Annotated in this window: 26 protein-coding genes and 2 pseudogenes; 14 read left to right on the top strand and 14 right to left on the bottom strand. The window is 68.9% G+C overall.

Annotated elements, in window-relative coordinates; genetic code table 11:
- Positions 1 to 74 precede the first annotated feature (74 nt).
- The gene (locus ASD21_RS20050) at positions 75 to 479 is read right to left on the bottom strand and encodes a MerR family DNA-binding protein (RefSeq protein ID WP_056445505.1); all 405 of its coding nucleotides are present in this window, start codon (positions 477 to 479) and stop codon (positions 75 to 77) included.
- Positions 480 to 568: 89 nt separating this feature from the next.
- On the opposite strand from ASD21_RS20050, the pseudogene ASD21_RS24905 reads away from it, so the two are divergent.
- The 3 genes and pseudogenes from ASD21_RS24905 to ASD21_RS20040 all read left to right on the top strand — a co-directional run.
- Positions 569 to 748, top strand: a pseudogene (locus ASD21_RS24905) (glutaredoxin domain-containing protein); the annotation flags it as partial.
- A 102-nt stretch (positions 749 to 850) separates the two neighbouring features.
- Positions 851 to 1,327: a MauE/DoxX family redox-associated membrane protein gene (locus tag ASD21_RS25150; protein ID WP_327019764.1), complete on the top strand. Its 477-nt coding sequence runs from the start codon at positions 851 to 853 to the stop codon at positions 1,325 to 1,327.
- A gap of 810 nt (positions 1,328 to 2,137) precedes the next feature.
- Positions 2,138 to 2,443 carry a hypothetical protein gene (locus tag ASD21_RS20040; RefSeq protein WP_056445499.1) on the top strand — a complete coding sequence of 102 codons (306 nt, stop codon included), beginning with the start codon at positions 2,138 to 2,140 and terminating at the stop codon, positions 2,441 to 2,443.
- A gap of 54 nt (positions 2,444 to 2,497) precedes the next feature.
- Here the strand turns inward: ASD21_RS20040 and ASD21_RS20035 are convergent, their stop codons facing one another.
- On the bottom strand, positions 2,498 to 2,992 hold the full coding sequence (locus ASD21_RS20035; protein ID WP_056445496.1) for a 3D domain-containing protein: 495 nt from the start codon (positions 2,990 to 2,992) through the stop codon (positions 2,498 to 2,500).
- Between the two features lie 374 nt (positions 2,993 to 3,366).
- On the opposite strand from ASD21_RS20035, the gene ASD21_RS20030 reads away from it, so the two are divergent.
- The gene (locus ASD21_RS20030) at positions 3,367 to 4,398 is read left to right on the top strand and encodes a hypothetical protein (protein WP_056445493.1); all 1,032 of its coding nucleotides are present in this window, start codon (positions 3,367 to 3,369) and stop codon (positions 4,396 to 4,398) included.
- 4 nt (positions 4,399 to 4,402) lie between these two features.
- Positions 4,403 to 4,849: an NUDIX domain-containing protein gene (locus ASD21_RS20025; protein ID WP_056445490.1), complete on the top strand. Its 447-nt coding sequence runs from the start codon at positions 4,403 to 4,405 to the stop codon at positions 4,847 to 4,849.
- Positions 4,850 to 4,872: 23 nt separating this feature from the next.
- Here ASD21_RS20025 and ASD21_RS20020 read toward each other — a convergent pair whose 3' ends face one another.
- Positions 4,873 to 5,205, bottom strand: coding sequence for a hypothetical protein (locus tag ASD21_RS20020; RefSeq protein ID WP_056445488.1), 333 nt, complete (start codon positions 5,203 to 5,205; stop codon positions 4,873 to 4,875).
- A 226-nt stretch (positions 5,206 to 5,431) separates the two neighbouring features.
- Here ASD21_RS20020 and ASD21_RS20015 point away from each other — a divergent pair, with 226 nt between their 5' ends.
- Both ASD21_RS20015 and ASD21_RS20010 read left to right on the top strand, forming a co-directional pair.
- A complete protein-coding gene (locus ASD21_RS20015) occupies positions 5,432 to 5,779 on the top strand; it encodes a GIY-YIG nuclease family protein (RefSeq protein ID WP_056445485.1) in 348 nt (115 codons plus the stop codon).
- 8 nt (positions 5,780 to 5,787) lie between these two features.
- On the top strand, positions 5,788 to 6,339 hold the full coding sequence (locus tag ASD21_RS20010; RefSeq protein WP_056445482.1) for a DUF2239 family protein: 552 nt from the start codon (positions 5,788 to 5,790) through the stop codon (positions 6,337 to 6,339).
- Positions 6,340 to 6,526: 187 nt separating this feature from the next.
- Here ASD21_RS20010 and ASD21_RS20005 read toward each other — a convergent pair whose 3' ends face one another.
- Together ASD21_RS20005 and ASD21_RS20000 are read right to left on the bottom strand one after the other, a co-directional pair.
- Complete coding sequence (locus tag ASD21_RS20005) at positions 6,527 to 7,570, bottom strand: ThuA domain-containing protein (protein WP_056446245.1); 1,044 nt, start codon at positions 7,568 to 7,570, stop codon at positions 6,527 to 6,529.
- A gap of 17 nt (positions 7,571 to 7,587) precedes the next feature.
- Positions 7,588 to 7,983 (bottom strand): VOC family protein, encoded by a 396-nt coding sequence (locus ASD21_RS20000; protein ID WP_056445479.1) that lies wholly within the window; start codon positions 7,981 to 7,983, stop codon positions 7,588 to 7,590.
- A gap of 142 nt (positions 7,984 to 8,125) precedes the next feature.
- Here ASD21_RS20000 and ASD21_RS19995 point away from each other — a divergent pair, with 142 nt between their 5' ends.
- Positions 8,126 to 8,638: a PepSY domain-containing protein gene (locus ASD21_RS19995; RefSeq protein ID WP_156390718.1), complete on the top strand. Its 513-nt coding sequence runs from the start codon at positions 8,126 to 8,128 to the stop codon at positions 8,636 to 8,638.
- A 155-nt stretch (positions 8,639 to 8,793) separates the two neighbouring features.
- Here the strand turns inward: ASD21_RS19995 and ASD21_RS19990 are convergent, their stop codons facing one another.
- A complete protein-coding gene (locus tag ASD21_RS19990) occupies positions 8,794 to 9,627 on the bottom strand; it encodes a flagellin (RefSeq protein WP_056445475.1) in 834 nt (277 codons plus the stop codon).
- A 275-nt stretch (positions 9,628 to 9,902) separates the two neighbouring features.
- On the bottom strand, positions 9,903 to 10,925 hold the full coding sequence (locus ASD21_RS19985) for an SDR family oxidoreductase (protein WP_056445472.1): 1,023 nt from the start codon (positions 10,923 to 10,925) through the stop codon (positions 9,903 to 9,905).
- Between the two features lie 134 nt (positions 10,926 to 11,059).
- Here ASD21_RS19985 and ASD21_RS19980 point away from each other — a divergent pair, with 134 nt between their 5' ends.
- Complete coding sequence (locus ASD21_RS19980; protein WP_056445470.1) at positions 11,060 to 12,436, top strand: MATE family efflux transporter; 1,377 nt, start codon at positions 11,060 to 11,062, stop codon at positions 12,434 to 12,436.
- Entirely contained in the window at positions 12,436 to 12,771 is a 336-nt protein-coding gene (locus ASD21_RS19975) for a barstar family protein (protein ID WP_200941456.1), read from the top strand. Before ASD21_RS19980 ends, ASD21_RS19975 begins: the two co-directional genes overlap by 1 nt.
- Here the strand turns inward: ASD21_RS19975 and ASD21_RS19970 are convergent.
- Together ASD21_RS19970 and mdoH are read right to left on the bottom strand one after the other, a co-directional pair.
- Positions 12,768 to 13,685: a hypothetical protein gene (locus ASD21_RS19970; protein WP_056445461.1), complete on the bottom strand. Its 918-nt coding sequence runs from the start codon at positions 13,683 to 13,685 to the stop codon at positions 12,768 to 12,770. The genes ASD21_RS19975 and ASD21_RS19970 overlap by 4 nt on opposite strands.
- A 93-nt stretch (positions 13,686 to 13,778) precedes the next feature.
- Positions 13,779 to 15,785: a glucans biosynthesis glucosyltransferase MdoH gene (mdoH, locus tag ASD21_RS19965; protein WP_056446239.1), complete on the bottom strand. Its 2,007-nt coding sequence runs from the start codon at positions 15,783 to 15,785 to the stop codon at positions 13,779 to 13,781.
- Between the two features lie 299 nt (positions 15,786 to 16,084).
- Between mdoH and ASD21_RS19960 the strand changes: the two genes are divergently transcribed.
- The 3 genes from ASD21_RS19960 (at position 16,085) to ASD21_RS19950 (ending at position 17,364) form a co-directional block, all read left to right on the top strand.
- Positions 16,085 to 16,447 carry a copper-binding protein gene (locus ASD21_RS19960; protein ID WP_235524925.1) on the top strand — a complete coding sequence of 121 codons (363 nt, stop codon included), beginning with the start codon at positions 16,085 to 16,087 and terminating at the stop codon, positions 16,445 to 16,447.
- A 78-nt stretch (positions 16,448 to 16,525) separates the two neighbouring features.
- Positions 16,526 to 16,834, top strand: a complete 309-nt coding sequence (locus ASD21_RS19955; protein WP_056445457.1) for a hypothetical protein — start codon at positions 16,526 to 16,528, stop codon at positions 16,832 to 16,834.
- Between the two features lie 32 nt (positions 16,835 to 16,866).
- Entirely contained in the window at positions 16,867 to 17,364 is a 498-nt protein-coding gene (locus ASD21_RS19950; RefSeq protein WP_056445455.1) for an RcnB family protein, read from the top strand.
- 46 nt (positions 17,365 to 17,410) lie between these two features.
- Here ASD21_RS19950 and ASD21_RS19945 read toward each other — a convergent pair whose 3' ends face one another.
- The 4 genes from ASD21_RS19945 to hisC all read right to left on the bottom strand — a co-directional run bounded on the left by ASD21_RS19945 (position 17,411) and on the right by hisC (position 21,407).
- Entirely contained in the window at positions 17,411 to 18,628 is a 1,218-nt protein-coding gene (locus tag ASD21_RS19945) for an RtcB family protein (protein WP_056445453.1), read from the bottom strand.
- 331 nt (positions 18,629 to 18,959) lie between these two features.
- Complete coding sequence (locus tag ASD21_RS19940) at positions 18,960 to 19,253, bottom strand: hypothetical protein (protein ID WP_056445451.1); 294 nt, start codon at positions 19,251 to 19,253, stop codon at positions 18,960 to 18,962.
- A gap of 97 nt (positions 19,254 to 19,350) precedes the next feature.
- Complete coding sequence (locus ASD21_RS19935; RefSeq protein ID WP_056445449.1) at positions 19,351 to 20,289, bottom strand: prephenate/arogenate dehydrogenase family protein; 939 nt, start codon at positions 20,287 to 20,289, stop codon at positions 19,351 to 19,353.
- Complete coding sequence (hisC, locus tag ASD21_RS19930) at positions 20,286 to 21,407, bottom strand: histidinol-phosphate transaminase (protein WP_056445446.1); 1,122 nt, start codon at positions 21,405 to 21,407, stop codon at positions 20,286 to 20,288. The genes ASD21_RS19935 and hisC overlap by 4 nt, the downstream gene beginning before the upstream one ends.
- A gap of 74 nt (positions 21,408 to 21,481) precedes the next feature.
- Between hisC and ASD21_RS24900 the strand changes: the two are divergent.
- Positions 21,482 to 21,573, top strand: a pseudogene (locus tag ASD21_RS24900) (hypothetical protein); the annotation flags it as partial.
- Positions 21,574 to 21,600: 27 nt separating this feature from the next.
- On the opposite strand, the gene ASD21_RS19925 reads toward ASD21_RS24900, so the two are convergent.
- Complete coding sequence (locus tag ASD21_RS19925; RefSeq protein ID WP_056445444.1) at positions 21,601 to 22,401, bottom strand: chorismate mutase; 801 nt, start codon at positions 22,399 to 22,401, stop codon at positions 21,601 to 21,603.
- Positions 22,402 to 22,443: the final 42 nt, after the last annotated feature.

Here is a 22,443-nt window from a genome sequence, read left to right as displayed (position 1 = left end):
CTACCCTTGGAGGTCGGCTTTCAGCGCTGACGCCCGTTTCATATTTCGACCCGTTGCCGACGCGCGACGCCGCCCTACGGCTCGAAGGCGGTGATGATCGGGCAGGGTCCCTGCTCGCCCAATGAACAGGCATCGGCAAGTCGGCTCAACGCCGCCCGCGCCGCCTTCAATTCCCAAATCTTGGCGTCCAGCGCGGCGATGCGCGCTTGCGCCATCTGGCGTGCTCGAGGCCGGTCATCGGTCACGTCGAGCGCGATCAGCTCGCCGATCTCCTCCAGGGTGAAGCCCGCGGTCTGCGCTGACTTGATGAACCGCAGCCGCCGCACTTCATCCTCGCCATATCTGCGCACGCCGCCGCCGAGGCCAGGTCCCACGGGCCGGGGCGGTTCAGGCATAAGCCCGCGGCGCTGGTAGTAGCGCACCGTCTCGACGCCCACCCCGCCCGCCCGCGCAAGGACTGCAATGGTCATGTCCGACATGGGCTTGTCTCCGTACTATGGTACGGAGACTATATGGGTGGGAGTGAAATCACCATCAAGCGAGAGCTGAGATGACCACTCTGACCAAGACGGCCCAGGTGCACCGCATGGTGATGCCTGGGCACACCTGTCCCTATGGGCTCAAGGCTCTCGACCTTCTGAAGCGCAAGGGCTTCACGGTCGAGGACCAATGGCTTGAGACGCGGGAAGAGACCGACGCCTTCAAGGCCGAGCATAACGTAAAGACCACGCCTCAGGTCTTCATCGATGGAGAGCGGATCGGGGGCTACGACGACCTGCGCCGCCGCTTCGGTCTGAAGGTGGCCGACCCCGGGGCGACCAGCTACCGGCCCGTCATCGCGGTCTTCGTCATGACCGCTCTGATGGCGTTGGCCGCCAGCCAGGCCGTTTACGGCTCGCCGTTCACGACGCGCGCCGGGGAATGGTTCATCGGCTTCAGCATGGTCGTGCTGGCGATGCTGAAGCTGCAGGATGTGGAGAAGTTCTCCAGCATGTTCCTGAATTATGACCTGCTGGCGAAGCGCTGGGTCCCTTACAGCTATATCTACCCGTTCGCGGAAGGGCTGGCCGGCGTGCTGATGATCGCCGGGGTCCTGACTTGGCTGTCGGCGCCCATGGCGCTGTTCATTGGCGGCGTCGGGGTCGTCTCGGTGTTCAAGGCCGTCTACGTCGACAAGCGCGAGCTCAAGTGCGCCTGCGTCGGCGGCTCCTCCAACGTGCCGCTCGGGTTCCTCTCCCTGACCGAGAACCTGATGATGATCGCCATGGCCGTCTGGATGCTCCTGGCGAAGGCGGGCGTCGGAGCGGCCGCGGCCGTCATGCACTAGCCGATGCGGAGGGACTCCAGCCGAGGCGCGCCCGACTTGGGCGGCCACCCTGTTGGAAAAGGCGGCGCAATAAATCCGTCCCCATCGCCCCCGGCGTGTTTCTTCAACGAATTCAACGTCGAAAATCCACTTATCCTCCCTCTCTCCCGCCACGGCATAATCAGACCATCTCGAGGCGATGGGGAGGGCGCTAAGGCCTGCGACCTTCGCGGCCTTGGGGTGCGGTCGAGCGGGCGCGCTCGTCGGCGGGGGNGCATAATCAGACCATCTCGAGGCGATGGGGAGGGCGCTAAGGCCTGCGACCTTCGCGGCCTTGGGGTGCGGTCGAGCGGGCGCGCTCGTCGGCGGGGGTCGGCGTCTCTTCGGGGACGGCGGTCGCCAACCTCATCCATCTGGTGCCGGCCGGGCCTGAACACAGATACGGCGTTGGATGAGGGCCGGCGGCGCGACAGGCCTGGAGTGATCCAGGTGTTCCGGGACCGGGCGACGCGAGCCCGGCCCGCCCGTCGGGGGCCAAGACCGGCGAGGCCTGAACAGGGCCGATCGCCGGACGCTCCTGGATAACGATCGCGCGGAGCGTCGGTCCTGGTCGAAACGGTATTTCTTCACAAAGCTTCCGGGCCTGGCCCGGCGCTCCGCGTCCCTCCCCGAACTTCAGCGGCCCGCCGCGTGAGGCGGCCAAGNCCTGGTCGAAACGGTATTTCTTCACAAAGCTTCCGGGCCTGGCCCGGCGCTCCGCGTCCCTCCCCGAACTTCAGCGGCCCGCCGCGTGAGGCGGCCAAGTCGTGCCCAGAGGTTGGGGACAGGCCCATGGGCCTGTCCCCGTCCGCATCCGAGGAGAAAGCCATCATGCCCCGATCCCGAACCCGCGCTCGTATCCGCGCTCTCAAGCTGGCGGCGGGCGCGATCCAGCCCGATCCCGAATGGACGCCAGGGCGTCTGGGCCACCTGCTCCGCGTGATCTGGAAGCGGTTCGCCGCCCTGGCGGACTATCGCATCAGGGCGGGCCGGGAGGTCGGCGTCAGCCGCCCGGAGCGGCGACGGGCGATCGCGATCGCCATCGACAAGTGGGCGGTAGTCCAGATGGCCGAAGATAAGGCGGAAGGCCGTGGTTAGGCCGTGGCTGAACGAGGCTGTATCGGGGCCTGGCGTGTTCCGGCCTCGGCGCGCCTATTCCGACGGCGGGCAGCCCTTGAATTCGCCGACCTTGGTCACCGACAGGGTGGCCAGGTTCAGGTCCATCAGCGGCTTCATCGACGAGCGGCCTTCGCCGCTGAACAGGTCCAGCCGCTGACCCTTGATGGCCCCGCCGACGTCGGAGGCGTACCAATAGCCGTCGTGCTTGGCGCCGTTCGGCATCGGCAGGCCGACGGTTTCCTTGATGAACACCACGGTGCGGCGCGGGATCACGGTCTTGTCGACCGCCAGGGTGCGCATGGCCACCACCTTGCAGCCCAGGCTGTCGAGGGCGCGGATGCCCTTGGCGCCGGCGTGGTAGAGCGTGGCCTTCATCTTGTATTCGACCGAACCGGGCATGGTGCCCGTCAGCGCGCCCGTGATCAGATCGCCCAGCGGATCGGACTTGGAGTCCGAGTCGGCGGCCAGGGCGGGGAGGGCGATGGACATGGCCGCGACGGCCAGAAATCCCGCAAACGTGCGTCGCATCGAGGGGTTCCTCTTATCGGCGTAGAGTGTCGGTCGGCGGCCTGATTACTAAGATCACGGGCCGGTGACAACCCACTTGCGGGCGACCTGATGCCGCGCTGCATCCTTAACGGCGGCGCTCGGCGCCATCGTTTGAAGCGCCATTTGGTTCCGTGCCGGGCGGTATCCCAAGGCTGGCAAGGGATTGCATGCTGCCGCTTCCGGGCGCGCGCCGTGCGGTCTGGCGGTCGTCGCCGGGGTGGCATAAACCGGAGTCGTCCACGGCTTTTGTGGCGATGCACACGTCTTGGGCAGGTCCGGCGGACCTGGTGAGTCGCCGTGATCGCCTGACCGTGGAGCAAGGCCGTCGGAGCCGTCAGTTCGTTGGAGCGCGCATGAAGCCGTCTATTCGCCTTTTCACCGGTGTGGCCCTGGCCGCCGCCCTGGCCGCGCCCGCGAGCTCGGCTTTCGCGTGGGGCGCTTCGGGCCACCGCATGGTCGGCGTGGTCGCCGCCGAGAGCTTCCCCAGCGACCTGCCGGCCTTCCTGCGCACGCCCCAGGCGGTGGCCGCGATCGGCGAATACGCCCGCGAGCCCGACCGCTGGAAGGGCTCGGGCAAGATCCACGACACCGACCGCGACGCCGCCCACTTCCTCGACATCGATGACGAGGGAAAGATGTACGGCGGGCCGAAATTCACGCTGGAAACCCTGCCGCCCACCCGCGCCGACTACGAAAAGTCGCTGGCCGGGGTCGGCCATGACGGCTGGAGCGCCGGCTACCTGCCGTATTCGATCATCGACGGCTATCAGCAGCTGGTGAAGGACTTCACCTACTGGCGCATCCTGAAGGCGGTGTCGAAGACCGAAAAGAACAGGACCAAGAAGGCCTACTACGTCGCCGACCTGAAGCGGCGCGAGGAACTGCTGGTCCGCGACCTGGGCGTCTGGGCCCACTATGTCGGCGACGCCAGCCAGCCGCTGCATCTCTCCGTGCACTACAACGGCTGGGGCGATTACCCCAATCCGAACGGCTACACCCAGAGCAAGGCCACCCACGGCAGCTTCGAGGGGCCGCTGGTCAAGGCCGTGGCCACCGACGCCGACGTCAAGGCGCTGGTGCCGGCCTACAAGGACTGCGCGTGCACGATCGAGGCGCGGACGGTCGACTACCTCAGCACCACGGTCACCTTCGTCGAACCGCTGTACAAGCTGGAGAAGGAAGGCGGCCTGGTGGCCACCGATCCGCGCGCCAAGGCCTTTGTCGACGCGCGCCTGGCCGCCGGGGCGACCCAGCTGCGCGACATGGTCGTCGACGCCTGGAAGGCCAGCGCCGCGGGCAAGATCGGCTACCGCCCGGAGATCACCGTCGACGACGTCGTCGCCGGCAAGGCCGATCCGTGGAACGACCTGTACGGCAAGGACTGATCCTATGCAGGCGTTCGACGCGCCCGAGCCGGGTCTGGAGTACAAGCACCGCTGGGCCGCCTTCGGCATCGCCGAGGGGGCCAACGGCACGATCGCCCTGGTCGAGGTCCGCAAGCCCGGCCGCCCGCCCTATTTCGACCTGCCGGGCGGGGCGGTCGACGGCGACGAGGATGAGCACGTCGCCATCGTCCGCGAGTTCGGCGAGGAGACCGGCCTGGTCGTCGAGGTCGGCGCGCGGGTGATCGAGGTCAGTCAACCGTTCCTGAAGTCCGACGGCCAGCCGGTGTGCAACAACGGCGGGATCTATGTCGTGCGGATCACCGGCGAGCGGCCCGAGCTGAAGGTCGAGGACGACCACGCCCTGGTGTGGCTGGACCCGCGCGACGCGGTGGTGGCCCTGCGCCACGACGCCCACGCCTGGGCCGTGGCGGCGTGGCTGCGGCGGGGATAGCGGTCGGGGCCGGTGGTCCGGTTCTACTTCAGCAGCGCCTTGGCCTTTTCCGGCGCGACCTGATCGAAGATCATCCGCAGGTGCGCGTCCTTGGCGTGGTCGTTGTGCAGGTCCCAGGCCAGCGACACGGGCAGCTTCAGCCGGCCGCCGTCGGCCAGCTTGGCCACCAGAACCCGCCAGGAAAAGCCGTCGCCGGGATCGCCCAGCGGGTCCTTGAACTCCAGCGGCGCGGGATCGCGCAGGCGGAACGTCCGACCCTCGTGCGCCTCGAACCAGGCGATGTCGGCCTGGGCGATGGGGTCGCCAGGAGCTTTGGGGGCCGGGGCGACCAGCTTGCCCTTGAGATTGCGGACCATGGCGGCCTCCGAATTGGGATCGCGGTCTCTAGCGTCTTTGGCGAGGCCTTGCCATCCCGGTCCTCCCCCTGTGGGGGAGGCGGCCGAAGGCCGGTGGGGGGATTGGGCTGAACCGGCCGATCACTCCTCCCTCCGTCGGCTGCGCCGACAACTCCCCCCACTGGGGGAGGAACTAATATACCCGGGTAATATTGACTCCGCAAAATACCCGGGTAAAAAGCCGCTCATGGAAACGACGAACAACCGGCGCGCCCTGGTGCGCGACTACAAGGACCGCAAGGTTCAGGCGGGGATCTACGCGATCCGCTGCGCCACGACCGGCGAGGTCTGGATCGGCGGCACGCCCGACCTGTCGACCCGGCAGAACGGCGTCTGGTTCGCCCTGCGGACCGGCGGCCACGCCAGCCCGAGCCTGCAACAGGCCTGGAACGCCCACGGCGAGGCGGCCTTCGGCTTCGAGGTGCTGGAGATCCTCGACGACGAGGGGCTGGAACGGCTGGGCCGGGCCTCGCTGCTGGTCGAGCGCCGCGAGTACTGGCGCACGACGCTGCACGCCGAGGGGCTGCGGCGATGAGCGGCCCCATGGCTCCCTATGTCGTGTTCGAAGGCGAGCGGCGGATAGCGGCCGGCGGCAAGCTGGACGTGGCGGTGGCCGCCCAGGCGAGGCTGGCCGAGGCGCCGGAGGCCTCGCTGCTGATCTTCGACCCCGAGGGCCGCCAAGTGGATTTCGATCTGCGCGGCGGGCCCTGGGACATCGCTCTTCGGCTGGGGGAGGGCGACGCCGCCCCGCGCGGCCGGGGACGTCCCAAGCTGGGCGTCACGGCGCGCGAGGTGACCCTGCTGCCGCGCCACTGGGAGTGGCTGGCCGCCCAGCCGGGCGGGGCGTCGGTCGCCCTGCGCAAGCTGGTCGAGGCCGCGCGTCGCGACAGCGAAGGCCCCGACCGTCGCCGCGCGGCCCGCGACGCGGCCTATCGCTTCGCCTCGGTCATGGCCGGCGACCGCCCGGGCTTCGAAGACATGAGCCGGGCGCTGTTCGCGGGCGACGCCGAGGGATTTCTAGCGCGGGCGGCCGAGTGGCCGACCGACATCGCTGATCATTTGCGAGGGTTGGCGGCGGAGGCGTTCGAGCCTTGAAACCCTCTCCCATGGGGAGAGGGAGGGACCCATTGCGTAGCGGTGGGAGGGTGAGGGGGTTCCGAGGTTGCCGGCGTGCCGGCAGGGCGCTCGCGTGAAGTCGGTCAGGGTGTAACCCCTCACCCTCCCACCCGCTTCGCGGCCGGGTCCCTCCCTCTCCCGCTGGGAGAGGGTTTCCATAACGCGCTTACTTCGCCCCGCCTCGCGCCAGCACATCCGCCAGCACCGCCTTGTACGCCGCGTCGAACGGGGCGCGGTCGCTGTCGGGCTTTTTCGGATAGACTGTCCGCAGGTCGGCGATGCGCCGGGCCGTCGCCGTTTGCCAGGCGGGGTCCATCTTCAACAGCCGACCGATGATCGCCTTGTCGTCGCGACCTTCGACGGGCTCGTAGGCCAGCAGCGCCTTCAGCTGCCACAGGAACTGGCGCTGGGGATCCGGCGTCGCGCGGCCCCGCGTGCGGATGGCCGTCCACTTCACCGCCTCGACGATCTGCCGGCGGAAGCGGGGATCGTCCCAGGTCGAGGGCGTGTGGCCCAGATTGGTGAAGAACAGCCGTCCCTGGCCGATCTGTCGGGCCCAGGCGATCGGCACGGCATAGGGCCGCTTCAGCGGCGTGCCGGCGAAGTCCAGGGTCTGCAGCACCCGCACGCGGGCCGGGTCGAAGTCGCTGTGCTGGTAGATTTCCTCGGCGTAGTCGAGGCTGACGGGCCACATGCCGACCAGCGGTAGGTTGGGGTCCAGGGTCTCGATCCGGATCGGCGTGCCCTGGGTCCAGGGGTGACCGGCGAAATGGCCGTTGATGAACTGGGTGTAGGTCTCGCCGGGACCGTCATAGGGCCAGCCGGTGTCGGTGGCGCTGTGGACGCCGACGAAGCCCAGCTTTCCGGCCGCCACCCGCTGCTGGACCACGCTCCAGGCCTCGGGCGAAAGGGGCAGGGCGCCGGTGGTGTAGAACACCAGCACGTCGATGGTCTCCAGCCGCTCCGGCGTGATCTCGCGGGCGTCCTGGGTGACCTCGGCGGTGAAGGCGCCGCTCTGCTGGCCAATGGCGATCATCGCGGTTTCGGACGGGGCCAGGCCGCCGCCCTCGGGGCGGGCGACCGGGGCGTGCTTCCAGCCGACCGACTGATCCAGATAGAGCACCCGCAGCGGCGCGTCGGGCTTGGCGACGGCGGGGAGAGCGGTCAAGGCCGCGAGCGCGACCAGGAGCAGGGCGAGGACGCGACGCATGGGGTAGTCCATTGGGATCAGGCCTTGATCTTGGGTTGCAGCAGATCCCAGCGATTGCCGTAGAGGTCTTCGAATACGGCCACGCTGCCATAAGCCTCGTGCCGGGGCGCCTCGAGGAACTTCACCCCGGCGGCGCTCAGGCGAGCGTGATCGGCCTCGAAGGCGTCGGTGTGCAGGAACAGCCAGACCCGGCCGCCGCCCTGGCCGCCGATCATCGCCTTCTGCTGGTCGTCGCCGGCCTGGGCCAGCAGCAGGCGCGTGCCGGTCGCGCCGGGCTCGACCACGACCCAGCGTTTGCCGCCGCCCAACTCGCTGTCCTCGACCAGCGAAAAGCCGAGCTTGCCGACATAGAAGGCCAGGGCCTCGTCATAGTCGCGGACGAGCAGGGACAGGAGGGCGAGGTGCTGGGCCATGGGGACTCACTCGGTGACGCCCCTGCTTAGCACGACGATGCGGCGGGTCAGCCGTCGGCCACCTGTGGTCTCACATCGCTCGGCGCGGGATTGGTGCATACTGGGTGGATCGCCACGACAACCGCCACCCTGGAGGACGCCCATGTTGCCGCGCCCGACCCATGCCTCGGCCCTCGCGCTGATCCTGACCCTGACGGCCGGCGCCGCGGCGGCCCAGGTTCCCGAGACCAGGATCACCCCCGTCGCCGCCGCCGATCTGCCGCCGGCGGTGGTCGCCGTGGTCACCGCCGCCGCGCCCGGCCTGAAGATCAAGGGGGCCGAGTTCAAGGAACGCGAGGACCGCCGCTACTACGACGTCGAGGGCGTGCTGCCGGACGGCGCCGAGATCGAGTTCGACCTGCTGCAGACCGGCGGGACCTGGAAGATCGTCGAGACCCAGCGCGACATCGCCTGGACCGCCACGCCCCAGCCGGTGCGCGACGCCGCCGTCAAGGCGGTCCCCAGGATCGCGCCCGTGCGGGTGATCGAAAGCACCGAGGACGACGGCCAGGTGATCTATGAGCTGTTCGCCGAGGGCCAGCCCAAGGCGCCGGCCCTGGAGGTCAGCTGGAAGGGCGGCAAGGCCAAGGTCCTGACCGAGGCCTGGCCGCACTAGAGCTGATCGACATTCGGCCTGGGGGAGAAACCCCGTCCTTCGACAAGCTCAGGATGAGGTTTCCACCGCGGAGGCCCATACATTGGTCCTCATCCTGAGCCTGTCGAAGGACGAGGACCACGCACGGCGCTTGAAGGTCAATCGGCCGCAGCGCTTCAGCCCCCGAACAGCTTCAGCAGATAGCTGGGCCCGGAATTGGCGATGCTCAGCGACTTGATCGCCAGCTGCTGCTTGATCTGCAGGGCCTGGAGCTTGGTGGCCTCCTTGGCCATGTCGGCGTCGACCAGCCGGCCGACCGAGGCGTCCAGCGTATCCTGCAGCTTGTCGATGAAGCTCATGTGGGTTTCGAGGGCGAACGACCGCGTGCCCAGGTTCGACAGGGCCGAGGTGACGTTCTCGATCGCCCCGCCCATGGCTTTGATCTCGGCGGCGCTGATCGGCGCGCCCAGCAGGTCGGCGCGCATTCCGGAAAGCGCCGCGCCGGTGGTCGACAGGTCCACGTGGTCGACGTCGATGGTGTCGCTGGCGTCGGCGTTGGCCAGGGCGCGGATCTGGCCCGTCGAGCCGGACGAGATCAGGTTGATGCCGTTGAAGTCGGCGGCGCCCACGGTGCGGTCGATCTGGCGTTTCAGGTTCAGATAGTCGTCGTTCAGGGCCTTGCGGCTGGCGGTGGACAGGCTGGTGTCCGAGGCCGCCAGCATCTTCTCCTTCATCTGGCCCAGCAGGTCGGTCACCGTCTCGCCGGCCGCCAGGGCCACGTCGGTGATCGACTGGCCGCGCTGCAGCGAGGCGCGCACGGCGTCCAGGGAACGGGATTCGGAGCGCTGGGTCTGGGCGATGGCCCAGACGGCGGCGTTGTCCTTGGGGCTGGAGATCGCCAGGCCGGTCGAGATGTGGCGCAGGGTGTCGGACAGGTCGCGGTTGATCGCGTTCAGCGACTGCAGGGCGATCATCGCCCCGACATTGGTGTTGATGCTGTTGAGCGACATCGACAGACCGGTTCCAGGTTCGGCCGCGAGGCCGAGGGCGCGTTTTGCGCCTGGAGGGCAATGTAGACGGGCAGGCTTAGCCGTTCATTAGCAGTCGAGGTTAAGGGAGCCCGGTCGAGCAGGTCCCCTCCCCGTGGGAGGGGTGTCGGCGAAGCCGACGGGGAGGGGAGTGTTGAAGCGATATGCAAGCGGCGGAACCGCTGGATCGCTCCCCCCACCGATCGCTTCGCGATCACCTCCCCCACAGGGGGAGGGCCTATGCGTTAGGTTCAGCCTCACCCCCCGTTGTATCCGCCGATGATCGGCAGCACCTCGCCGGTGATGTAGCTGGACGTCTGGGGCGAGGCCAGGAACACGTAGGCGGGCGCGATCTCCTCCGGCTGGGCCGGGCGCTTCATCGGGGTCTTGGCGCCGAACTGGGCGACCTGGGGCCCCAGCTTGTCGGCCGGGTTCAGCGGGGTCCAGACCGGCCCCGGGGCCACGGCGTTGACGCGGATGCCCTTGTCGATCAGGTGGGTGGCCAGCGAGCGGGTGAAGGCGTGGATGCCGCCCTTGGTCATCGAATAGTCCAGCAGGTCCTTGTTGCCCAGCAGGCCGGTGACCGAGCCGGTGTTGATGATCGCCCCGCCCGGCGGGATCACCTTCACCGCCGCCTGGGCCATGTGGAAATAGCCGTAGAGGTTGGTCTTCAGGGTGCGGTCGAAGTGTTCGACGGTCAGGTCCTCGAAGTCCAGCACGTGCTCCTGGAAGGCGGCGTTGTTGACCAGGATGTCCAGCTTGCCCAGCACCTTGACGGTGAGTTCGACGGCGGTCTTGGCGTAGGCGGGGTCGGCCACGTCGCCGGGCAGCAGGATGGCGCGGCGGCCTTCCTGCTCGACCGCCATGCGGGTCAGGTCGGCGTCCTCGTCCTCGTCGAGATAGGCGATGGCGATGTCGGCGCCTTCGCGAGCGAACAGCACGGCCACGGCCCGGCCGATGCCGCTGTCGGCCCCGGTGATCAGGGCGACCTTGCCCTCCAGCTTGCCCGAGCCCTTGTAGAACGGCGCGTCGTACATCGGGGCCGGGTCGAGCCTGGCCTCGACGCCTGGCTTGACCTGGTGCTGCTCGGGGAAGGGCGGGGCGGGGTAGGGACGGGCGCCGGCCTGCATGGCGGGCCTTTCCTTTTCCTCGTCCCTGGACTTGAAGGAGCGTTCCTCCTTGGCGTCCAGCGGGGCCTGGATGTCGCGTTCGGCCCGCGACGCGCGGTCGGCGGCGGGTTCGAATTGCGGGGTTTCGACGTCGGAGTTGTTTGGGGACATTGGCTGGCTCCCTGAAGCTGGAGACGGCGAAACCGGTGGCCCGTCCCTATGTTCCAAGCGCCACCGCAGGAACCGGGGGTTGCCCAAGGCGTGAGCTTCGGTCACCTTCCCGGCCTCTTTGAAAGGCCTATCCGATGTCGCGTTCCGCGGCCGCGCCGGCTCCCCGCTCCGGGAAGCCGCACGGCGTCATTGTCTCCGATCTGATCGAACTGCTGCGCCTGGCCGGGCCGGTGGTGCTGTCGCGCCTGGGCATCATGGTCATGGGCCTGACCGACGCCATCGTCGTGGGTCACTATTCGGCCCGACAGCTGGGGTTCCACGCCATGGCCTGGGCCCCGACCTCGGTGTTCGTGACCGTGACGGTGGGCCTGCTGGTCGGGACCCAGGTGATGGGCTCGCGGGCCATGGGGGCGGGGCGGCTCCACGAGGTCGGGGCCGTGCTGCGCCGAGGCGTTGTCTACGCCTTCTGGCTGGGCCTGGCGGGTTCGGTCCTGCTGGTCCTGGCCGCCCCGCCGCTGCTGCATCATGTCGGAATCGAAAAGGCCCTGGCCGACGGCGCGACGGCGCCGCTGGTCGTCTTCTCGCTGTCGATGACGCCCTACGCCGTCAGCGTGGCCCTGAGCTTCTGGCTCGAGGGCCTGGGGCGGCCGGGCCTGGTCACCGTCAACATGTGGGTCGCCAACCTGGTGAACCTGGCCGTCAACCTGCTGCTGGTGCCGGGAGCGTTCGGCCTGCCCGCCCTGGGCGCGGTGGGGGCGGCCTGGGCGACCTTCGTGGCCCGCGGCGTCTTCGCCCTGATGCTGGCGGCGGCGATCGTGCGCCTGAAGGACGCCCGGGCCATGGGCGTGTTCGACAAGCCCGCCCGCGACCTCGCCGCCGCCAAGGAGCAGCGCCGGGTCGGCTACGGGGCGGGGACGTCGAACCTGTTCGAGGTCTCGGCCTTCGCCGGCATGAGCCTGGTGGCCGGCTGGCTGGGCGGGCTGAACGTGGCGGCCTGGGCGGTGGTGCTGAACGTGGCGGCGGTGATCTTCATGGTCCCGCTGGGCCTGTCGACGGCCACGGCCGTGCAGGTGGGACGGGCCCATGGCGCCCGCGACCCGGCGGGCATGAGCCGCGCGGGCTGGATCGCCTTCGCGGTCACCGCCGTTTTCGCCCTGGTGGTGGCGGTGCTGCTCTATCCGCTGCGCCACCTGGTGGGCGGGGCCTACACCAGCGACCCGGCCGCCCTGGCCCTGATCGCCCCGGCCCTGGCCCTGACCGGCCTGTTCCTGGTTCCCGACGCCGTGCAGGTGGTCTGCGCCCAGGCCCTGCGGGCGCGCGGCGACGTCTGGGTTCCCGCCGGCACCCACATGATCAGCTACGCTCTGATCATGGGGCCCCTGGCCTGGTGGCTGGCCCTGCCGATGAAGCTGGGCGTCGACGGCATCGTCTGGTCGGTGATCGTCACCAGCTTCATCGCCGCGGCGTTCCTGCTGGGGCGGTACCGGATGCTGGATGTGAGGGAGCGGTGATGAAGGTCACGATCGTCGATATCCCGGTCCATGAGATCGTCGACCGGAACAGCTTCCATATCGTGTTTCAGGCCGCTCTGGGATTTCCCCAGTTCTACGGGCGCAATCTGGACGCCTGGATCGACTGCATGCATACGGTCGATGATCCGGCTGCAGGCATGGTCAGCGTTACGGTCGAGGTCGGGGCCTTGATGGTTCTAGCGATCCACGGCGTCGAGGACTTCCGTCGCCGCTGCCCGCAAGAATACGAGGCCTTGGTCGAGTGCGTCGCCGCCGTGAACCAAGGCCGCGTCATCGACGGGCTGCCTCCAGTGCTGGCCCTGGCGTTCGTCTAGATCCCAGCTCCCAGGATCCAGCCCTCTTGCGTCTCCGCATCGACCACCAGGTCGGCCGGCGCGTCCTTGCTCGGCCCGAACAGCGCCGCCAGCTTGCCGGCCTCGTCCAGCTTGGCGAAGTGTTCGGCCAGGGCGCGCACCTGGGCGGCGTCCTTGACCTCGCCGGCGGCCGGGGTGGCCTTGACCAGCGAGGGATAGACCTCGGCGATCACCACCTGCACGCCCTCAAGGTCGGCCTCGGTCAGGGTCTTGAAGCCGGTCTCGAACGGCCAGACCCGGGCGGCGTCGCCGCGGGCGTCCCTCAGCCGGCGCGCGGCGGGAATGCCGACGATCGCCTGACCGCCGACCGAGCCGTTGTAATAGAGCTTCCAGATCGACGCCGCGCCCCCCCCCTTTGTAGGCTGGGCCGCCAGGTCCGCATGGCGGAACTCCGGCAGGTCGTCCGGTCCGTGTTCGCGGGTCTTCTTGGGCTGCAGGGTCGTCAGGGTGTCCTTGGGCGGCACGCCCCAGAACGGGAACGGACCGCCGGTCAGCCGCCGGTTCAGCTCGGAGCCGACGCCGAAGCGGTTGTTGGTGTTGTCCGCCTTGTCCTTGACCATCTTGGCCAGCTGGTCCCAGACCGCGCGCCAGGGATGGTCGCCCTTCAGCGCCAGGGCCTGCGAGAAGCCGCGCGGAAAGCCCAGCGGGAAGTCGAAACCGACCAGGGCCCGCTCGTTGCGCTTCTTCAGGTCGTCCAGGATCGCCGTCAGCTTGGCCTCGGCCTCCTGGCGGGTGGCCGGGTTGAAGCTCTCGAAGGTCAGCCGGAAGCGCACGTCGCGCTTCATCACGCCGATCCACACGGAGTCCGCCCCCGTGGTCGGCTTGGCCGCCGCGCTCCAGTCGACGATCACATAGGCGCTGAAGAGGCGCGACACGGCGGACGCTCCGTTAGGATTGAACGAAGCGCGCTTCTACTCCGGCCCGGGCCAGGGGGCCAGACGCTATGGGGCTTCTGAACGCCTAAGCGTTCAGGCCGCGTTCCGTTCCGCCGGCTGTTCGGCGACCAGGGCCGGGGCCGGTTGACGGCTGAACCAGCGGGCGGGCGGTTCGCAGGTCGGGCCCAGGGCCGCGCGGACGATGGCCGGCGGGCGGCGCTCTTCCGGGGTCATGAACAGGCCGTTCGACTTGACGCCCAGGCCGGCGACCTTGTGCGCGCCCAGCATGGTCAGCGGCACGGCCAGGATCAGGCCGGCCAGGATCGGCAGGGTGGCGGTCAGCAGGTCGGGCGTGAACCAGAAGCACACGGCCAGGACCAGGCCGGTGACGCTGATCCAGCCCATGGCGGCGAAGGCCTCCTTGCCGGTCACCTTGTCGGCGTCGCGACGCTGGGTGGCCCAGCCGCCGACCTTGCCGGCCAGGATCTCGACCAGGGCGCGGGTCTGGGTGAACATCAGCATCGGGGCGACCAGGGCCGAGAGCAGCATCTCGACCGCCAGGCCGGCCACGATCCGGCGACGGCCGCCGAAGCCCTTGATTTCGTTGGCGCGCGAGAAGACCAGGATCGAGCCCAGGATCTTCGGGCCGAACAGCAGCACGAAGGTGATGATCATCGCCCAGGCGGTGGCCTGGATCTCGCGCCAGTCGATCAGGGCGTGGGCCGCGGCCTGCAGGTCGGCCATGGTGAAGGCGGCCTTCTTCAGTTCGGGCATCAGCATGCGCGAGATGACCCCGGCCGACAGGGCCACGAACCACAGGGGCGAGAGCACGTAGCTGAGCACGCCGATCACCAGGTGCAGGCGGCTCATCCAGTGCAGGCCGGGCAGGCCGATCAGCGGGATGTGCTGCACGTTGCCCCGGCACCAGCGGCGGTCGCGGGTGGCGAAGTCCAGCAGGTTGGAGGGGCTCTCTTCGTACGAGCCGCCCAGATAGGGGGCCAGGTGCACGCCCCAGCCGCCGCGGCGCAGCAGGGCGCTTTCCAGGGCGTCGTGGCTCATCACCTCGCCGCCGAACGGCTTGGGGCCGTCCAGGCTGGGCAGGCCGCAGGTCTCGGCGAAGGCGCGGGTGCGCACGATGGCGTTGTGGCCCCAGAAGCTGCTTTCCGAACCCGACCACCAGGCCAGGCCCGTCCAGGCGACGCGGCCGTAGAGGCGCGTGGCGAACTGCAGGGTGCGGGCGAAGATCGTCTGGCCGTTGATGATCATCGGCATGGTCTGGATCAGACCCACGCGCGGGTGACGCTCCATGGCGTCGGCCAGGCGGACCATGGCCTCGCCGGTCATCAGGCTGTCGGCGTCCAGGATGAGCATGTGCTCGTAGTCGCCGCCCCAGCGGGCCACCCAGTCGGCGACGTTGCCGGCCTTGCGGCCCGTGTTCTGGGTGCGCTTGCGATAGAACACGTGGCTGTTGGCCTCGCGGCGGAAGCGGGCGAAGCAGGCCTGCTCGGCCAGGGCCACGGCGGCGTCGCGGGTGTCGCTGAGGATGAAGATGTCGAAGGCGCGGCTGTTGCCGGTCTCGGCGATCGAGGCGTCCATGGCGCGCAGGCGGGCGAACACCTCGGCGGCGTCCTCGTTGTGCACGGGCATCAGGATCGCCGTGCGGGCCTTGGGCTTGGGCACGGGCGAGGACGCGCCGTCGTCGATGCCGAGCGGATCCTTGGGCTTGCCCAGCAGCACCACGAAGCCGACCACGGCGGTGCAGAACCACAGGGCCAGGGCCAGGAACAGCGGGGCCAGCAGGGTCAGGCAGACGGCCTCCAGGCGCGTCACGCCGCCCAGGGCGATGGTGTCGTAGGTGGCCTTCCAGCCGGCGAAGGCCATGATCGCGGTGGCGACGAACACGCCCCAGCGGCGCAGGGCCAGATTTTCCTTGGCGGTGGCCACGGGCTTGGCCTCGCCCTGCCAGAAGGCGAGCGGCTGGACCGGCATGGCCAGGGGCGCGTCGACGGGAATCTCGACCCGATCGCTCGTGGAGATCACCGTGTCGTAGGCGACGCTCCGCGAGGAGGTCAGATCGAAGAAAGCGCCGCGTTCGCTCATCAGGTCCATCGTCTCGGGCTGTCCGGCTCGGGTCGTCCGAGGCCGGGCCTCTCCTCGAAGCTTTCGAGAGGCGCAAGACCGGCTTCGCGGGACGCGCCATGGTCGCTAGGGATCATGTCCGCTAGGATCGGCGCGCTCTGCTGGACGGTCTGGTGCTTCTCGACGACCGGCGTGGAGAGCCGCCGGCAAGTCCTAGAGTAAAACTTCGATCACAAAATCGCTACCACAATCGCCGCCCTTTTCGCACCTGCGGCAAAAAACCTTGTATGAGTGACGGGTTCGGATCGATCCGCTGACTCGTGAATTCCGTTAAAGCAATGAAAATAAAGACAATATTGCCGATTGTGCTGGTTTCGGCGCTCGCTGCCTGCGGTCCGGGCAAGCCGGCGAAAACCGCGTCCGAGGCTCCGGCGGCGGCGCCGGCGGCCCTTCCGGCGGGGCCGGAATACGATTCGATCGGCGTGATCGCGGTCATTGAAGGCCAAGCGGTAACGCTCGATCACGAGGGCGCGAGCGCGGCCCAGCTGACTCCCGGCCGCACCGCGTTCCAGGCCTATGGCGACATCCTGGCCGAGGCGCCGATCGCCCCCGGCGCGCGCGTGGCCTTCAAGTTCCATAAGGTCGGCGACGCCTGGGAGCTTACCGAGCTTAAGGCCCGCTAGGCGGGACCTAGCTGAGCCGTGCATGGAACATGATGTCGGGCGTGGCCGTTGATAGGGTCCAACCCAAGGACATCTCCAATGGCTGACAACATCGCGCCGCAAGACGGCTCGCGCCCCGGCGTGCTGGGCGACTATTCCCAGGCCCAGGATCTGGGCCAGCCTGGCCATCCCGAGGACCGGATCTCCGAGACCGAGGTCAAGGAAGCCTTCCAGAACGAGGAAACCCCGACCAGTCGGGCCGTCGAGCCTCCCCCCGAGGGCGAAAAGCACGACCAGCTGGCCGAGCACGTCGAGGCGGCCGAGGACCGCCAGGAAGCGCTGATCGACGAGAGCCTGGAAGAAAGCTTTCCGGCCAGCGACCCACCCAGCGCCAAGCGGATCACCTGAGGTCGGCGACCTTTTGAAGGAAGACCAGACCCATGAAGACGTTCCTGACCGCCGCGGCGGCCTTGTCCATCGTGGCTTCGGCCGGCGTCGCTGGCGCGCAGCCTCAACCGCAGAGCCACGGCAATCAAGGCCCAGGCAATGGCAATCAAGGCCCGGGCAATCAAGGCCCGGGCAATCAAGGCCACGACAATCCGGGTCGCGACAATCAGCGTCCCAAGGACCAGGGGCGCCACGACAACGGCCGTCACGAGGGACCCGGCGACCACTACAGCTACGAGCGCCACGCCACCAAGCACTACAAGGCCCCCGGCCGCTACCACCCGCCGCACGGCTATCACGCCCGCCAGTGGCATCGCGGCGACACGCTTCCAGCCAGCTATCGGAGCCGGGCCTATGTGGTCGACTATCGCCACTACGGCTTGGGCGCCCCGCCGCACGGCTACCAGTACGTCCGAGTCAACAACGACGTGGTGCTGACGGCCATCGCCACCGGCGTCATCGCCGCGGTGATCTACCAGCTGTTCCAATAGTCCCAACGCGAAACGCCGCCCGGTCTTTCGACCGGACGGCGTCCCGCTATCCTTTAACGCACACCACCTGACGCAGCGTGTGGACGATGTCCACCAGGTCGCTCTGGGCGGCCATCACGGCGTCGATGTCCTTGTAGGCCATCGGCGTTTCGTCGATCACGTCGGCGTCCTTGCGGCACTCGACGCCGGCGGTGGCGGCCGCGTGGTCGGCGAGGGTGAACCGCCGCTTGGCTTCGGTCCGGCTCATCGCCCGTCCGGCCCCGTGCGAGCACGTGCAGAACGAGTCCGGGTTTCCCCGGCCGCGCACGATGAACGACTTGGCGCCCATCGAGCCCGGGATGATCCCCAGCTCTCCGTCCTTGGCCGAGACCGCCCCCTTGCGGGTCAGGTACACGTCCTTGCCGAAGTGCTTTTCCCGCGACACGTAGTTGTGGTGGCAGTTCACCGCTTCCTGCGTGGTCACGAGGTCGGGGAAGGTGCGCCGGAGCACCTCCAGCACCTGCTCCATCATCACCTCACGGTTGGCCCGGGCGTACTTCTGCGCCCAGGACACGGCCCGGACGTAGTCGATGAAGCCCTCGCTGCCTTCGGCGAAGTAGGCCAGGTCCTGATCGGGCAGGTTGATGTGCCAGCGCCGCATCTCGGACTTGGCCCGCTCGATGAAGTAGGTCCCGAACCGGTTTCCGACCCCCCGCGAGCCCGAGTGCAGCATCACCCAGACGTCGCCCGCCTCGTCGAGGCAGAGCTCGACGAAGTGGTTTCCGGTCCCCAGCGTCCCCAGGTGGCCGAAGCCGCGCGGGTGGGCCGCCTTCGGATGCCGGGCCACGACGTCGTCGTAGCCGGCCTTCAGACCCGCCCACTTCTCGGCCGCGACCGCCGGCGGCTCGACCTGCCAGGCGCCCTTGTCGTTGCGCCCGCCGTTGTCGGTCCGACCGTGCGGCACCGCCGCCTCGATCTCCGAGCGGATGCCGAACAGGTTGTCGGGCAGGTGCTCGGCGCGGATCGAGGTGCGCACCGCCATCATTCCGCAACCGATGTCGACCCCCACGGCGGCCGGGATGATCGCCCCCACGGTGGGGATGACCGAACCGACCGTCGCGCCCATTCCCCAGTGCACGTCGGGCATGACCGCCACGTGCTTGTGGATGAAGGGCAGGGCGGCGACGTTGCGCAGCTGCTTGAGGGCCGAGTCCTCGATGGGCACGCCCCGCGTCCAGGCCTTGATCGGCGCCCCGTCGCTTTCGATGTGTGTGAAGCCGCTCATGGGCTTCTCCTTTTCAAACCGCCCCTCCTGGCGACTTGGTCGAAGCGCTTCCCGCACAAAACGAAGAAACCCCTCCGGCCAGGCCAGGAGGGGCTCCTACGAACATCCCGAGTTCAGACGAACCCTAGACCGTGATCCCCTCCGACGCGCGCGCGTTCGTACCCTCGACCTGGCGGTCGAGCATATTGAACGTGGGCAGGTAGGTCGGGGCTTTGTGCGCCATGGTCCTCATCCTTCGGGAGGCGGGCGATTACAGCGTTCGCCCAAACCTGGGAAGAGGCAAAGTTCAAGGTTGTCGGAAGCGTGGCCGTAAAGCCACGCTTCGCGGCGCCTAGTGGTCGGCCGGCGGCGTCTGTGCCGCGCCGCCCGGGCTCTGGGCCTTCCGCTTGGCCATGGCGGTCTTCAGTTCGTCCAGGGTGACCTTGCCGTCGCTGTCGGCGTCGACCGGGGCGAAGCGCTTTTCCTTGCGGCCGGCGGCGACCCATTCGGCCTTGTCGATCCCGCCGTCGGCGTTCTTGTCCCAGGCCTTATGGATCTTCTCGGGCGACGGCATTTGGGCCAGGGCCGAGCCGGCGACCAGGGCGGTGAGCGTGGTCAGGGCGAGAGCGGCGAGCTTGCGGCGCATGAGGTGTCCTTCGAGGGTGCGTCCCGTGGCGACCATCAGCGCGGGATGTTGCGGCTGTATTGCGGCGTGCGGCGTGAAGGAGGCTTCGCGAAACGCCCTAGTGCTTGCCGCGGTCGCGGCCGAAGTTCGGCTCGGCGCTTTCCTGGCCGGCCGCGACGATGCCGCGGCGGATGGCCCGGGTGCGGGTGAAGTGGGCGTGCAGGGTGTCGGCGTCGCCCCAGCGGATCGCGCGGCTCATGGCCTGCAGGTCCTCGGTGAACCGGCCCAGCATCTCCAGCACCGCGTCCTTGTTGGCCACGAAGATGTCGCGCCACATGGTCGGGTCGCTGGCGGCGATGCGGGTGAAGTCGCGGAAGCCCGAGGCCGAGAACTTGATCACCTCGCTCTCGGTGACGTTCTCCAGGTCGGCGGCGCTGCCGACGATGGTGTAGGCGATCAGGTGGGGCAGGTGGCTGACCACGGCCAGCACCAGGTCGTGGTGCTTGTCGTCCATCAGCTCGACCTGGGCGCCGAAGGCGCGCCAGAACGCCGACAGCTTGGCGACGGCGGCGGCGTAGGCCTCGTCGTCCTTCTCGGCCGGGGTCAGGATGGTCCAGCGGTTCTCGAACAACTCGGCGAAGCCTGCGTCCGGACCCGACTGCTCGGTGCCGGCGATCGGGTGGCCGGGGATGACGAAGACGTGGGACAGGTCCACGGCCTTGAACGCCTCGACCACATTGGCCTTGGTCGAGCCGACGTCGGTCAGGGTGGCGCCGGGCTTCATGTGCGGGGCCAGGGCGGCGGCCACTTCCGGCGTGGAGAGCACCGGGGTGGCGATGACCACCAGGTCGGCGTCCTTGACCGCCTCGGCGATGTCGCCGGTGACGTGCTCGGCCAGGCCCAGCTCGGTCACGCGGGCGCGGTGCGCCTCGCTGGCGTCGGCCACGGTGACCTGGCCGACCACGCCGTGCTCGCGGGCCGCGCGGATGATCGAGCCGCCGATCAGGCCGCAGCCGATCACGGTCATCTTCGGATAGAGAACGCCGGGATGGCTCATCGGGTCACGAACTCGCGCAGGAGCTCCACGACGGCCCGGTTGTGCTCTTCCAGGCCGATGGTGATCCGAATGGCGTTGGGCAGATTGTAGTTGGCCACGGCGCGGACCAGATAGCCCTTGGACGCCAGGAAGGCCTCGGCCTCCAGGGCGGTCTTGCCGGGTTTGGCCGGGAAGTTGACCAGCACGAAGTTGGCGGCCGACGGCGTGACCTCCAGGCCCAGGCCGCCGATCTGCTGGGTCAGCCAAGCGCGCCATTGCTCGACCAGGGCGACCGAGCGCCGCTGGAACTCGGTGTCGGCCAGGGCGGCGATGGCCGCGTCCTGGGCCGGGATCGAGGTGTTGAACGGCGGGCGGATGCGCTCCAGCGGCTCGATGATCCCCGTCGGCCCATAGGCCCAGCCCACGCGCAGGGCGGCCAGGCCGTGCAGCTTGGAGAAGGTGCGGGTGACGATGACGTTCTCGGCCGTGCGGGCCAGGTCCAACCCGTCCTCGAAGCGCGGGTCGGTGCAGAATTCCGAATAGGCGCCGTCCAGCACCAGCACCACCGACGGCGGCAGGGCGGCGTGCAGGGCGCGGATCTCCTCGCCCGTCAGCCAGGTGCCGGTCGGATTGGCGGGGTTGGCGATGAACACCAGGCGGGTGCGCTCGTCCACGCACTTGACGATCTCGTCGACGTCGACACGCTGCCCCGGCTCCTTGGCGAAGCGGACCTCGCCCTGGCAGGCGCGGGCCCCGATGGCGTAGGCGGCGAAGCCGTGCTCGCCCTGGACGATGTTGTCGCCCGGCTCCAGATAGACCTGGTTCAGCAGGGCGAAGATCTCGTCCGAGCCGTCGCCCAGGGTGATGCGCTCGACTTCCAGGCGGTAGTGGGCGGCGATGGCGGCGCGCAGGGCCGCGCCCTTGCCGTCGGGATACATGTGCATGCGGTCGACCGCGTCGCGATAGGCGGCCTTGGCCTTGTCGCTGCTGCCCAGGATGTTCTCGTTGCTCGACAGCTTCACCGGATGGGCCACGCCCTCGATCTTCGACTTGCCGCCCACATAGGCGGCGATGTCGAGGATGCCCGGCTTGGGCGTCGGGCGCGGTGCGGCGAAGCGGTCGGTGGTCGGAGCGGTCATCGAGCAAACTCGGGGAACGAAGAGGCGGTCTTCTTACACGTCGTCGGACCGCGACGTCTAACTTTTGGCCCGAAATCCTCGTCCTTCGACAGGCTCAGGATGAGGATTTCTATTGGAGCGGCCTGCCAGTAGCCCTCATCCTGAGCTTGTCGAAGGACGAGGGCGCACTACGGGCGAGGCCGTGGCGCGACGGCTAAACGTCGAACGGCGTGGGCGCAGCCCCGATGACGCCCGTAAGGGAACCGGGCGCGCGGGCCAGGCGCTCGTCGCCGGCCTGGTAGAAGCCCAGCAGCGAGAACAGCTTCAGGCCGCCGGCCTCGGCGACCAGCTCGGCCGCCACGCCGTCGGTGGACAGGGCCTCGATGATGGCGGCCGCGCCCTTGGGGCTGTCGGTGACCCAGAAGGTCTGGTCGCCGCCGGTCGGCTCGACCTCGACCTCGGCCACGGCGAAAGCCACCTGCGGGCCCCAGCGCTCCAGGCAGGGCAGGGCGGCGAAGATCCTCAGGCGCGGCTCGGCCAGCAGCCGGCCCCACCAGGCGTTGTCCGGGGCCAGGGCCAGGACGCCGACGCCCCACGGGGTCTTGGCGGCGGCCAGGGCGTCCTTGTCGGTCGCGGCCACGGTCATCGGGGGCGCGACGCCGAACCGCAGACGGGTCAGTTCGACGGCCCGGGCCGGGTTGGGGCCGCCCCAGACGGTCAGGTGATACGGACCCTGGCGCGCCAGGCTGTCGGACATCAGCTCGCGCCAGATGCGCACGACCAAGGCGTCGCCGGCGGCGGTGCGGGGGGCGGCCAGCAGCTTGCGGATGATCAGGGCCTCGCGGCCGGGCCGCAGGCCAAAGCCGGTGTCGCCGGCCGCCTGTTTGGCCGCCGCCACGGCTCGCGCCAGGCCGGCCCGCTCGTCCAGCAGGGCCAGAAGCTCACCGTCGATGGCGTCGATACGCCATCGCACCTCGTCCAGCGAAGGCGTCGCGTCGCCTGCGTCGCTACCCATGATTTATCCCCGAAATTGGAGGCCGGACCATAGACTTTGCCG

Source organism: Caulobacter sp. Root1455, from assembly GCF_001426905.1.
Lineage (GTDB): Bacteria > Pseudomonadota > Alphaproteobacteria > Caulobacterales > Caulobacteraceae > Caulobacter.
The sequence above is the reverse complement of the archived record's forward strand: the minus strand, read 5'-3'. Positions and strand labels throughout refer to the sequence as shown.